The sequence below is a fragment of the Streptomyces sp. NPDC085944 genome (assembly GCF_040686295.1).
Taxonomy (GTDB): Bacteria; Actinomycetota; Actinomycetes; order Streptomycetales; family Streptomycetaceae; genus Streptomyces; species Streptomyces salinarius.
The window spans coordinates 24,607-36,677 of record NZ_JBFBJX010000009.1; the positions used below are offsets into that span (position 1 = coordinate 24,607).

12 protein-coding genes are annotated in these 12,071 nt (G+C 70.8%); 5 read left to right on the forward strand and 7 right to left on the reverse strand.

Going from position 1 to position 12,071, the window contains the following annotated elements; all coding sequences use genetic code 11:
• Nucleotide 1: 1 nt before the first annotated feature.
• Nucleotides 2-1,249, reverse strand: coding sequence for a substrate-binding domain-containing protein (locus AB0P07_RS19145; RefSeq protein ID WP_365552070.1), 1,248 nt, complete (start codon nucleotides 1,247-1,249; stop codon nucleotides 2-4).
• Between the two features lie 192 nt (nucleotides 1,250-1,441).
• Here AB0P07_RS19145 and AB0P07_RS19150 point away from each other — a divergent pair, with 192 nt between their 5' ends.
• The 3 genes from AB0P07_RS19150 (at nucleotide 1,442) to AB0P07_RS19160 (ending at nucleotide 4,355) form a co-directional block, all read left to right on the forward strand.
• The gene (locus AB0P07_RS19150; protein WP_365552072.1) at nucleotides 1,442-2,227 is read left to right on the forward strand and encodes a CoA transferase subunit A; all 786 of its coding nucleotides are present in this window, start codon (nucleotides 1,442-1,444) and stop codon (nucleotides 2,225-2,227) included.
• Between the two features lie 2 nt (nucleotides 2,228-2,229).
• On the forward strand, nucleotides 2,230-2,883 hold the full coding sequence (locus tag AB0P07_RS19155) for a 3-oxoacid CoA-transferase subunit B (protein ID WP_365552074.1): 654 nt from the start codon (nucleotides 2,230-2,232) through the stop codon (nucleotides 2,881-2,883).
• A gap of 305 nt (nucleotides 2,884-3,188) precedes the next feature.
• Entirely contained in the window at nucleotides 3,189-4,355 is a 1,167-nt protein-coding gene (locus tag AB0P07_RS19160) for a PP2C family protein-serine/threonine phosphatase (protein WP_365552076.1), read from the forward strand.
• A 36-nt stretch (nucleotides 4,356-4,391) separates the two neighbouring features.
• On the opposite strand, the gene AB0P07_RS19165 is transcribed toward AB0P07_RS19160, so the two are convergent.
• Nucleotides 4,392-4,817: a DUF6003 family protein gene (locus tag AB0P07_RS19165; RefSeq protein WP_365552078.1), complete on the reverse strand. Its 426-nt coding sequence runs from the start codon at nucleotides 4,815-4,817 to the stop codon at nucleotides 4,392-4,394.
• A gap of 389 nt (nucleotides 4,818-5,206) precedes the next feature.
• Between AB0P07_RS19165 and AB0P07_RS19170 the strand changes: the two genes are divergently transcribed.
• Nucleotides 5,207-6,385, forward strand: a complete 1,179-nt coding sequence (locus AB0P07_RS19170) for a globin domain-containing protein (protein ID WP_365552079.1) — start codon at nucleotides 5,207-5,209, stop codon at nucleotides 6,383-6,385.
• The gene (locus AB0P07_RS19175) at nucleotides 6,382-7,062 is read left to right on the forward strand and encodes a pyridoxamine 5'-phosphate oxidase family protein (protein ID WP_365552081.1); all 681 of its coding nucleotides are present in this window, start codon (nucleotides 6,382-6,384) and stop codon (nucleotides 7,060-7,062) included. The genes AB0P07_RS19170 and AB0P07_RS19175 overlap by 4 nt, the downstream gene beginning before the upstream one ends.
• Before the next feature lie 115 nt (nucleotides 7,063-7,177).
• Here the strand turns inward: AB0P07_RS19175 and AB0P07_RS19180 are convergent, their stop codons facing one another.
• The 5 genes from AB0P07_RS19180 to AB0P07_RS19200 form a co-directional block, all read right to left on the reverse strand.
• Complete coding sequence (locus AB0P07_RS19180; protein WP_365552083.1) at nucleotides 7,178-7,447, reverse strand: ATP-binding protein; 270 nt, start codon at nucleotides 7,445-7,447, stop codon at nucleotides 7,178-7,180.
• 630 nt (nucleotides 7,448-8,077) lie between these two features.
• Entirely contained in the window at nucleotides 8,078-8,575 is a 498-nt protein-coding gene (locus AB0P07_RS19185) for a MarR family transcriptional regulator (protein WP_365552085.1), read from the reverse strand.
• A gap of 228 nt (nucleotides 8,576-8,803) precedes the next feature.
• Nucleotides 8,804-9,205 carry an STAS domain-containing protein gene (locus tag AB0P07_RS19190; protein WP_365552087.1) on the reverse strand — a complete coding sequence of 134 codons (402 nt, stop codon included), beginning with the start codon at nucleotides 9,203-9,205 and terminating at the stop codon, nucleotides 8,804-8,806.
• Nucleotides 9,206-9,229: 24 nt separating this feature from the next.
• The gene (locus tag AB0P07_RS19195) at nucleotides 9,230-10,339 is read right to left on the reverse strand and encodes a cobalamin B12-binding domain-containing protein (RefSeq protein WP_365552089.1); all 1,110 of its coding nucleotides are present in this window, start codon (nucleotides 10,337-10,339) and stop codon (nucleotides 9,230-9,232) included.
• Entirely contained in the window at nucleotides 10,336-11,874 is a 1,539-nt protein-coding gene (locus AB0P07_RS19200; protein ID WP_365552090.1) for a PP2C family protein-serine/threonine phosphatase, read from the reverse strand. Before AB0P07_RS19200 ends, AB0P07_RS19195 begins: the two co-directional genes overlap by 4 nt.
• Between the last annotated feature and the right edge of the window lie 197 nt (nucleotides 11,875-12,071).

Sequence of the window (12,071 nt, forward strand, 5' to 3'; positions counted from 1 at the left end):
CTCAGCCCGCCGTCTTCCGCACCGGCGGGGCGGCCGACGCCGTCGGGACGGTGTCGGTCAGCTCGGGCTTCGCGTCGGCGCCGCCGCCCTTGAGCCGCGCGGTGAACATGGGCTGCAGCAGGGCGTGGTCCTCGGCGCGGATCTGCTGTTCGCCCTTGGGGCCGTCGAAGGTCCAGCCCTCCAGCGCGTCGACCATGGCGGAGGTGTCGGTGGCGCTGCCGGACTCGATGGCGTGCACGATCATCTGGGCGGCGGTGAAGCCGTCGGGGCTGAACAGGTCGGGGGTGCCGCCTGCTTCGGTGATGCCGTCGAGCATCGCCTTCTCCACCGGGTTGCCGCCGCCGGCTCCCGGGAAGTAGTGGGCGAGGAAGGAGATCTTGGCTGCTCCGCTACCGAAGACCGGGTACGACGCGGTGCCGGCCAGCCCGGTGACGACCTTGCCGGCGTCCAGTACGCCCTGCTGGTTCAGTGCCGTCCACAGGGCGGGTGCGGTGGCGCCGGCCCAGGCGACGAACACGAGGTCCGGCTCACCGGCCTTGACCTGGCGGGCGAAGGGGGTGAGGTCGGTGGCGCTGGGCGGGGCCAGCACGGAGTCGACGGTGGCGCCCTTCTCGCCCAGGACGTCCTTCACGGCGGCGACGTTGGCCTGCCCGAAGGCGGAGTTCTGGGCGAGGACGGTGACCTTCTTGCCGTTGGCGGCGCCCAGTTGAGCGCTGACGGCGAGGATGTCCTGGTAGGACTGGCGGCCGGAGCGGAAGGTGTAGTCGTTGACGCCGGTGAGCGCGTCGGTGGCGGCGTCGCCGTTGATGTACAGCACCTTGTTCTGGGCGGCCAGGGGCGCCATCTGGAGGGCCACGCCGGAGTCGGTCGTACCGGCGAGGATCTTGTACCCCTTGCCGATGAGGGACTTCGCGGCGGCGACGGCCTTCGCCGGGTCGCCGGCGTCGTCCTGCTCGGTGACCTCGATCGGGTGGCCGCCGGCCTTGTTCGTCCCGTGGGTGGCGTAGGCAAGGCCGGCCTTGAAGCCCTCCGCGTACTGCTTGCCGTAGGCGGCGAGCAGCCCGCTGCGGGAGTACACCAGGCCCACCTTGACGGGTGCGTCGCCGCCGGAGCCGTCGGCCTCGGTGCCGGCGGTACCGGCCGAGGAACAGCCGACGAGCAGGGCCGAAGCGACGCACAGGGCGAGGGCGCCACCGAGCGCTCTGCCTCTGACAACGGGTGTGCCTGTGCCTGTGCCTGTGAAACGCATGATGACCGGCTCCTTGGAAGGTGAAGCGGCGCGTGGTTGCCGGAACGATAGGGGCGCCGTGCGACGGGCGGCATGTGACCGGTCGCCGCTCCTGAACGCCCGGCCATGGCATGGACACACATGGCCGGGGACGACGGTCGCCGCAAGGGTGGAAAGCGAGCAGCACCCCGACGCGGACGGAGAAGAAACGGCATGGACAAGGTGGTGGAGTCGGCCGCGCACGCGGTGTCGGACATCCCCGACGACGCGGTACTCGCGGTCGGCGGCTTCGGCCTGTGCGGCATCCCGTCGACCCTGATCGGCGCCCTCGCCCGGGGCGGGGCGAGCGGGCTGCGCGTCGTGTCCAACAACTGCGGGGTCGACGACTGGGGCCTCGGCCTGCTCCTGGTGGCGGGCCGGATCGCCCGGATGACGTCCTCGTACGTGGGGGAGAACAAGGAGTTCGCCCGCCGGTACCTCGCCGGTGAGCTGGAGGTGGAGCTGACCCCGCAGGGCACGCTCGCCGAGCGGCTGCGGGCGGGCGGTGCCGGCATCCCGGCGTTCTACACACCGGCCGGTGTGGGCACGCAGGTCGAGGAGGGCGGCCTGCCCTGGCGCTACTCCCCCGACGGTGGCGTCGCGGTGGCCTCCCCGCCCAAGAGCGTCCGGGAGTTCGGCGGTCGCCGCTACCTGCTGGAGGAGGCCATCACAGCCGACTTCGCTCTGGTGCGGGCGGCGGTCGCGGACCGGCACGGCAACTGCGTCTTCCACGCGGCGGCACGCAACTTCAACCCGCTCTGCGCGACGGCGGGCCGCGTCACGGTCGTGGAGGCCGAACAGATCGTGGGTCCCGGCGAAATCTCCCCGGACGCCGTCCACCTGCCGGGCGTGTACGTGGACCGGGTGGTCGCCGCCGACCCGTCCCTGGACAAGCGCGTCGAACGCCGCACGGTCCGCGGCCCGCGCATCGCCACCACCACTGTCGCCGAGGAGAACTGACCATGCCCCTGGACCGCGACCGCCTCGCCGCCCGCGCGGCCCGTGAACTGCGCGACGGCCAGTACGTCAACCTGGGCATCGGCCTGCCCACGCTGATCCCCAACCACCTGCCCGACGGGGTGCACGTGGTGCTGCACTCGGAGAACGGCATCCTGGGCGTCGGCCCGTACCCGTACGCCGGTGAGGAGCACCCCGACCTGATCAACGCCGGCAAGGAGACGGTGACCACCGTCCCCGGTACTTCCTCCTTCGACTCGGCGTTCTCCTTCGGCATGATCCGCGCCGGCCGCATCGACGTGTCGGTCCTCGGCGCCATGCAGGTCTCGGCCCGCGGCGACCTGGCGAACTGGATGGTCCCCGGCAAGACGGTCAAGGGCATGGGCGGCGCGATGGACCTGGTCCACGGCGCCCGCCGCCTGATCGTCGTCATGGAGCACACGGCGAGGGACGGCTCCCCCAAGATCGTGGAAGAGCTGACCCTGCCCGCCACGGGCCGCCGGGTCGTCGACCGCGTCATCACCGACCTGGCCGTGCTCGACGTCACCCCGCGGGGGCTGCGCCTGGTGGAGGCGGCTCCGGGGGTGTCGGTGGACGAGGTGCGCGCGGCGTCGGACGCGGAGTTGCTGCTCCCCGACACCTCCTCCTCAGCGGCCTGAGGGAACGCCCCGCCGGCGCTCCGACGTGCGGCGCCCGGTGCCTTTCACGTGGCTGCTCGCCTTCGCTTCGTCGTCCTTTCCGCCGATCGGGATCCCGGGGCCCAGGCGAGCTCTGCGTGACGGTCGCGGGAGGACCGTTGCCCGACTGCACGGTGAGACCCCTCGCCGCCAGGGGGCCGTCGTGCCGTACGACATGACGGGCAGCGGGAAGTAGAATGAGCGGAGTCGGCTGTTCGGGCCAGCCAGTGGAAGAGGGCACCGCCTGCGACGTCCGGGGGGCCGGTGCGCAGGGAAAGCAGGACAGCGTGGACAGACTTACCGCGGTCGAGCACGCGCTGCGGGGGGCGACGCCGAACGCCCTGCTCGACGTCGTCACGGCGGCCCTCGTGCAGCACTACGGCGTCGTGCGCGCCGAGCTGCGCCTCGTCGACTACGGCATGAGGTCACTGCAGGCAGTCGAGCCCGTGCCCCTCACCACGGAACCCGTCATGATCCACGCCAGCCCGCAGGGGCGGGCGTTCGGGTCCCAGGAGCCGTACGTGCGTGCCGACCCCGACGAGCAGACGGTGACCGTGCATCTCCCGGTGACCGTTCGGGGCGACCGTATGGGAGTCCTGTCCGTCACCTTGCCGGAGGACCGCTACGCCGAGGCCCTGATCCCGGAGATACAGCACATCTGTGACGTTTTGGGTCACGAGATCCTCGTCGCGGAGCGCGACACCGATCTGTACGTGCTGGCCAGGCGGGCCGCGCGGCTCACACTGGCCGCCGAGATGCAGTGGCAGTTGCTGCCGGGGCGAGCCTGCTCCCGCCCCGAGTTCTCCCTCGGAGGCCACCTCGAACCCGCGTATTCGATCTTCGGGGACAACTTCGACTGGTCTGCCTCCGCGGACGAACTCACCCTGACCGTCACCAACGGCATGGGCGAAGGCATCCAGGCCGCCCTTCTGACCAACCTGGCCGTCAACGCCATGCGCAACGCCCGACGCGCCGGACTCGGCCTGGCCGATCAGGCATGCCTCGCCGACCAGGCGATATACGCGCAGTACCGCGGTACGGCCTACGTCTCGGTCCTGCTGCTCCGCTTCGATCTCGCGACCGGCGACGTCCAGGCCGTGGACGCGGGGTCGCCCCGGCTCTGGCAGCTGAGGGACAAGCTCGTGAGGGCAGTACCGTTCGAAGCCCAGCTGCCGCTCGGCATGTTCGAGGACACGCCGTACGAGTGCGAGCACTTCCAAGTGCTTCCCGGTGACCGTCTCCTGATCAGCAGCGACGGTGTGTACGACACCCCCTCCTCCGTCGGCGAGACGTACGGAGAACGAGCTCTCGCTCGGTCGCTGAACGCCACCCGGCTTCTTCCGCCCGCCCAGGTGCCCGAAGCCGTGTTGCGCGAGCTCGCGACGTACCGGGGAGAGACCCCGCTGGACGACGACGCGCTGGTCGTGTGCCTCGACTGGAACGGGCGCCCCTGAGCGCCCGCGAGCGGCCGAGCGGCGGGACATCACCCGTCAGGCGCCGGCGATCTGGGCGACCTCCGCGGGATCCAGGCCCGTGAGCTGCGCGATGCGATGGGCGGGGACACCTCGTGCCAGAGCCTGGCTGACCATACGCTCACGGTCGTCGTTCGTATGGCGAAAAGCCCGGAGTTCCGCCTCGACTTCTGCGGTCGAGCGGGGCGCACAAGCCCCGCGCACCCGGTCGGCCTCCTCCGCACTGAGAGGGATGGGCAGGCGTTCCGCAGCTTCGGGGATACTGCCGTCCGCCTCCTGGGGAAGCACCCTGAGCAGGTCACTGCTCGCCGTGACATCGTGGGCGTGCAGCCACGCCAGCACGGCGGGGGTATCCATGCACTCGAGTTCACCCACCGCCACGACCGGCGCCCCCAGGCCGGTTTGCGGGTCGGGCAGGACGAACAGGTAGGCGGTCTCAGCCATGGTGACGGTCAGCTCTCGTTGGGATGCGGAGCGAAGCACCGCGATGCTAGCGGAATCCGTCCACTCGTGCCGCAGGCCAACGGGGCGGGATGCCCCGCGCGACGAGGTTCGGCATGATCGTGCTCAGTGTTGGCTCAGGCGCGTCACTCGTTTGCCAGACGTGCCGCTCATGCACTAAACGTTGCGGTCGAACAAATGATCAGCAGTGAGATCTCCAGTCAGCCGGCACTAATGGGAGACGAGAGCAACGTGCGGTGTCAGCGCGGCAACACGACGGTCAGACCGCTGCCGACCGACCGGCGGGGCGCCGTGTGACACCGGACACCGTCCCTTCTCACGTCGGGGGTTGTCGCGGTGGCTCGCCGGCGGCAGCCGCTCTTCCCCAGCCCTTGAGCCCCCACGAGTGCGATCTCGTCCGCCGCAGCCTCACGGTGGTGGAGCCGCAGGCCGAAGACCTGGCCGTCTATTTCTACGCCATCCTGTTCATGCGCCATCCCGGCGTCCGCGGCCTCTTCCCGGAGGACATGGACGTGCAGCGGGACCGTCTTCTGCGGGCTCTTCTACGCATCGTGGATCTCGTCGACTCCCCCGAGCACCTGGCCCGTTTCTGCTCCAGACTCGGCCGCGATCACCGCAAGTTCGGGACCGTGACGGCACATTACGCGGCTGTGGGCGAGTGCCTGCTGGAGACGCTCGCCCGCTATGCGGGGCCGGCCTGGACGCCGGAGACAGCTCGGGCCTGGGAGCGCGCCTACGGGATCGCGTCCGAGGTGATGATTCTCGCCGCGGACGACGACGCCCGACTTCGCCCTGCGGTCTGGGCGGCCCGCATCGTCGAGCACCGCCACCTGGGCAACGCCCTGGCAGAGATCACTGTGGTGACGGAGCCCGCCTACCCCTATCAGGCCGGCCAGTACGTCAGCATGGAAACCCCGTGGCGGCCCCGTGTGTGGCGGCACTACTCCCCCGCCAACGCCCCGCGGCTCGATTCGACCCTGACCTTCCACATCCGGCATGTGCCCGGCGGCCACGTGAGCCACGCGCTGGTCTACCGGGCTCGGGTCGGCGACGTCGTGCACCTCGGTCCTCCCGAGGGCGACATGCTGCTTTCGAACGCCTCCGCACGGGATCTGCTGTTCGTGGCGGGAGGCACGGGTCTCGCTCCGATCAGAGCACTGATCGAGCAGCTCGCGGCCGACCGGGAACAGCCGGAACGGCGTGCGACTCTTTTCGTCGGGGCACGCACGGGCGACGAGCTCTACGGATTCAACGACATGCTTCGCATGGCGCAACGCCACCACTGGCTGTCGGCCCGGGCCGCCGTCTCCCACGAACACGTCCCCGGCGCCCAGGGCTTCCTCCCCGAAGTGATCGCCACGGCCGGTTCGTGGGACCACGCGGAAGCGTTCGTCAGCGGGCCTCCCGGCATGATCGCTGCCACGCGTCAGGCACTCCGGCGGTGCGGAATGCCCGCCTCCCGCATCCACCACGACTCGTCGGGCGTCCCGGTACTGGACGATCCGCTGGAGCCGGCACATCAGGAGCAGGAAGAGGACCACTACACATGAACGACCTGCCAGCAGGCCCCGGCTCCGCCGGCGAACGCCTCCTTCAGAGCCATCTGCGGACCGGCGACCGTGCCGCCGACTTCTACGACCGGCAGGTGCGGCCGCAACTGACGGCGCAGATGCTCGACTTCATCAGCCGGCAGACCATGGTCTTCCTGTCGACCGCCGACGCGGCCGGCAACTGCGACACCGGATTCCGGGCCGGGCCTCCCGGCTTCGTCGTCACTCTCGACGCACGCACCTTGACGTACCCCGAATACCGGGGCAACGGAGTCCACGCCGGCAATGGCAACATTGTCGAGAACCCGCACCTGGGCCTGCTCTTCATCGACTTCACCCATCACCACATAGGGCTCCACGTCAACGGAACCGCCCAGGTGGTCGGTGACGCCGAGCAGCGACGCCGGTACCCGCACCTGCCCACCGACACTGCCCAGAGCCGGAAGCCCGCCCTGTGGGTCCACCTCACCGTGGACGAAGCCTACGTCCAGTGTTCGAAGTACATACCGCACCTCGAACCGGCGCCCAGACCCAGGGGCCTGACGAACCGGCCGAAGGACAGCGACTACTTCGTCTCCCCCGCACCCGACCGCCACCGATCCGGGGATCAGGACCCCGGTCGCGAACTGCCCGCCAGGCAGCACGAGCGACTACGGTTCGTGCCCGACCAGACCTGAGAGATTGCCGGAGTCCGACTCCGTGGCGGTGCCGCGCGTCTGCCGACCGGCGGTCCATCGGGCCCGGACCGTCTTGCCGTGAGCGCGGGGAAGTATCTCCACCGGACCGGAGAGTTCACGGACGATGTTCAGCCCGTGGCCGCCGAGCCCGTCGGCCTCGCCCGGCGGGCGGTCGGTACGGCGGGACTCCGGTCATCGACGTCCACAACGACAGCCTGACCGTCCCTGCACACGGTAAGGCGCCACCGGCGTGCCGGGAGGCGTTGGCGACCAGTTCGGAGACCACGAGCGCCAGAGCACCGAGATCGGCCTCCGGCCGTTCCCGGGCCGCGAAAGCTGTCGCGGCACGCCGCGCGTCCCCGACGGTGCCGTCGGACGACGTCATCGTGATCAACGGGCACTCCGATCTGCACTGACGGCTCCGCGCGGCCCGAAGCCGTACAACGCGCGCGGTCGTCCGGGGGACGAGCCGGGAACCCGGAACTCCGGACTGCGCCGCCTCGCCCACCCACTCCGTAGGCGGTTTTTTCGCATCCCTTTCGCCCGGCACGCGTTGCCACTCACCGTACCGTCACAGCGGCGCCCGAGGCCGCCCACGGGTGAGCCGCCGGGTGCGACGCCCACGGCCGGCAACGCGGCGGAAGAAGGCCCCGGAGCGCACTGAGCCGCCGGGGCCGGGTGGACGGGCCGGACCGCGGACAAGGACGTAGGCTCCCCAGGTCGAAGCCCCGTCACCACCGTGACTCCGGCAGGCGACGCACACTTCAGGCAAGCGGCATCCGGTGACTCCTGCCCGGGCCGGAGAACAGGAGCTCGTGAACAGGTTCGCCGCGGTCACGCGGGCACTGCGCGCCGGCGCACCCCATGCCCTGCCGCATGTGCTGGCCTCGAGCCTCACCCGACACCGGAGGACGTCACCCTTCGCCTGGCCGACTACTCCGTGCGCTCGCTCCAGAGGCGTGGGCCCACCGGTCGCGGAACCGATACGGAGACGGGAGGTTGCCCGACCGGCGCTTCAGGCCGTTCTGTCGGCCTGGTCGGTACGGCGGACCAGCGCGGTGCCCTCCACCGAGTCCCGGAAGGCCGACAACCCCTTGAGCAGGGCCGCCCGGGAAGGGCGAGGCATGGTCTCGATCAGCGATCGCAGCGCTTCCTCACGCCGGGCCCTGAGCTCGCGCAGATAGGTCTCACCCCGCGCGGTCAGGTGGAGCATCAACTCCCTGCGGCTCACGGGACTCGGGGTCCGCTCCACGAAGCCGATCGCCTGCAGCCGGTCGCACAGGCGGCTGACCGACGGCGGGGAGGCCCCGAGGATCTCGCCCAGCGCGCGCAGGTTGATGCCGTCCTGCCGCTCAAGGCTGTAGAGCACCCGCAGCTGCGAGGAGGACACCGGAGTGACCTGGGTGGCATCGCGACCGCGCTCCCACAGGACCTCGAGGAGTTCGATGACTTCACATGCCGCTTCGGCCGCTTCCCAGGACCGGGGCGAGGGCGGGGTGGCTGGCGAGTTCATGGCGTGAAACACTCCGTTGGGATGATCATCCCCGTATCACGGGTTGAACTGGTTGCACATCCCCGCTTCCGGGGTTCCGGCTGGTGCGCACCGCCCTCTGCTCCGGCCGCCTTCCCGTGACCGCGGCCAGGGCGCCCGTAAACCATATCCTCCCACGAGGGCCGTCCCCCTGTCGCTGCGCGGTCCGGCTGCCGCCGGGCAGCCGAGCCCGACAGCCTTCTCCCACGGCTAACCGCCCGATCCCCCTTCCCCCGTCCCGATCGCCGCTTCGGCGTCCGAGGGCGGGCAGGCCGCGGAGGTACACGTGAGGTAGTCGTAAGTTCCGGTGCTGCGAAGCAGACGCTCGAGGATTGGACGCGTGTCGTCCAGGTGGAAGCGGACGCCCGCCTCGTGGGCGTCGCGACGCAGCTGCGACAAGACGCTCAGACCCGTGGAGTCGGCCACTTCCAGTCCTCGGCAGTTCAGTCGCAGGCTCCGCACGCCCTCACAGCCTCTCAGCGCCTTCCGCGCCCGGTCGAGCACCTCGTCGCCGACCTCGTGGTCCAAGTCGCCGTCGAGGGCCGGGCGCAGTGTGTACGGATCGGTGGAGGGCAGGGTCCGGAGGGGTTCTGTCTCAGGGGTCGTGGGCACGGGTTGGTTCCGGATTCGAGGGGGTCAGGATCGGGTGGCGAGCGCGGCGCGACCGGTGCCGATGACGGCACGGGCGCGAGGGAAGTCGTGGAGCTGTTCCTCCAGCAGATCCAAGCCCGGTAGCAAGGAATGGGCCGGGACACCGCGGGCGGTGAGGACTTCGGCGGTCCAGGTGAGGAAACCGGTGAAGATCTCGGCATCGTCCATATAGAGGGCGGCGGCCAGGAAGTCAACGATGTGGGCGAGGTCCTCCGCGGTGCGTTCGCGTTGCTCTTCGTCGTAGGAGCGCATCGCGGGAAAGCTCCGCTCCAGGCGCTGGAACGTCTCACATACGAGGCCGCGCGCGGAGCGGGCGACCATGGTGTACTCCTGGTCCGCCAGGTGCGGCAGGTCGTCGACGGCCTGGTGCGGCGGCCGGGGCCGGGGCAAGGGACCCGCTGCGAGCCGGTCGGCGGCGGCACGGGCCTCGGGTGCCCAGGCGTCGGCCCCCAGGCTGCGGGCGTGACGGCCGTCGGTGCCGAAGGCGAGGCCGCCGACCATGACCGGCGTACCGACGGCCTGCACGGCGGTGATCGCGGCGTGTGCCAGGGGCAGACGGGTGGGGAGGGCGGCGGACAGGCACACGGCGGTCGCCCCGCTGCGGTGGATCTGGCTGACGAGGTGCGCGGTGGGCACCTGGGCCCCGAGGTAGCCCACCTGCCAGCCGCGCAGGCGCAGCGTCTCGGCGAGCAGGCGGGCCGGCAGCGCGTGCCATTCCTTGTCCACGCAGGCGACGGTCAGCCTGCCGCGGGAGGTGGCCGGGCGCTGCCTGGGCAGGGCCGCGATGACGCGGTCGTTGATCGCGGTGGCGGCGTGCTCGTCGGCGACGCTCATGCGGTTGGCGGCCCACTCGACACCCACCTTGTGCTGGACGGCGCCGATCACGTCCAGCAGCACGGTTTCCGCCGCCAACCCGGCCCCCAGCGCGTTGTCGATCACGTCGAGAGCCGAGTACTCGTCGGCCGCCCGGACGGCCGTCCAGAGTTTGTCCGTCCATTCCACGGCCTGCTCCGCGCGCTCGGGAGCGGCGAGCCGGGCTGCCACACGGTGGCGAACGGGCTCCCCGTCACGGCCGGAGCCGGAGGTGGTCGTCATGGGGTGTACCTGCCTCGCGTCGTCCCGTCCACGGCGCTGAGATGCGCTCCGCGGGGTGCGGTGACGGCCAGGACGGCGATGTCGTCGTGGCGGCCTTCTCCGATCCACTCGTCGGTGAGCATCTGGACGCGTTCGACGACGGCCGCGGCGGGGATGCCGGCGCATTGGGCCAGGGCGCGCTTCAGGCGCTGCTCGCCGAACATGACGTCGCCGAGAGGACCTCCCCTGGCCTCGGTGACGCCGTCGGTGTAGAGCAGGCATGTCTCGCCCGGGGCGAGGCGCACGTGCGTGGTGCGGGAACTGATCGTGGGCAGCACTCCGATCAACGTGCCCCCGGTGTCGGCTTCCTCGACCCGGCCGTCCCGGCGCACGATCAACGGCACCGGATGGCCGGCCGACGTCAGTCGCAGCAGTACGTCGCGGTCCTCACGTCGTACGGAGGCGAGCACGAGTGTGGCGAAACGCACCCGGTCACTGCCGCGCATCGCGTCGTTGAGCCGCCGCAGCATCCGGGCGTGGTCGTCGGCCATCGGCAACAGGGCGTGCAGCGTGTTGCGGATCTTGCCCGTGAGGACGGCGGCCTCCAGCCCCTTGCCCGCCACGTCTCCCAGCACGGCGAGGGTCTCGGGGCAGTCCTCGCCCGGCGGGTGGACGTCGTAGAAGTCACCGCCGATCAGCTCGGTCTCCACGCTGGCCCGGTAACCGCCGGCGAACTCCACGCCCTCCACCTGGTGCAGTGAGGGCGGGAGAAGGGCACGTACCAGGGTGTCCGCAACGACGTTCTGCTCGGCGTACAGTCGCGCGGCCGACATCGCGGCGCCCGCCCGTGCGGCGAACAGCCCGGCGAACGCCTCCTCCGATTCGGTGAAGCTGGTCTGCCGCGCCCGGCGCAGCAGGATCAGCGCACCGGCCGGCACTCCGTGTCCGGGAAGGGGCGTGATGGCGAGCGAGCCGACTCTTCCGAAGCCCTCGGGGACGAGCCAGTCCGGGGCGGTGGCGGGATCTATCCACCGCGAGGGCACCGGCGGAAAACCGCGCAGCGCCTCGGCGAGTCCCGGCACGGCCTCCGGCTTGCTGGACACGGTGGCCCGGGAGAGGTGTCCCAGATGGTCACAGACGACCACCGGCAGCTTCCGTGCCCGGGTCGGGGCGATGACCAGCGCGGCGTCGGCGAGGTGCGCGGCGGCCAGGGTCGCCGTCACCTCCATGCAGCGGTCCAGGTTGAGCGAAGCGAGCAGGGCGCTGGAAGCCTCCGCCAGGAAGCGGGTGCGCTCTCGCTCCGTGGCGAGCTCTGCGGCGACCGACCGGTAGGCTGTCTCGTCCACCAGCCACCACGCCGTTCCGCCGTCGGCGAGGCTGGTCCTCTGCGCCGAGAAGTAGCGATCACCGACCTCACCACTGGGCTCACGGTGCTCTACGGCGTGATGGGCGGATGCGAGCCACGCGGGCGAGGAGAGCGGCTCATGGATGCGCGCGGCGGGCAGGAGAGCCGAGGCCGCGTCGTTGAGCTCGACGACGCGGCCCGCTTCGTCCATGACCACCACTGGAAAGGGTGCGCCCGCGGGACCCACCGCACCGGCGGCGGTCATACCGACACCCTCTGGGAGAGTAGCCATGGACGGGCCGGAAACCGGCCCTTCACCTCACATCTGACGAGCGCGTCACTTGCCGAATGACAACTATCACCCAAACCGGGCGGCCGAGCAACCCGCATCGACGACGGACGTGTACC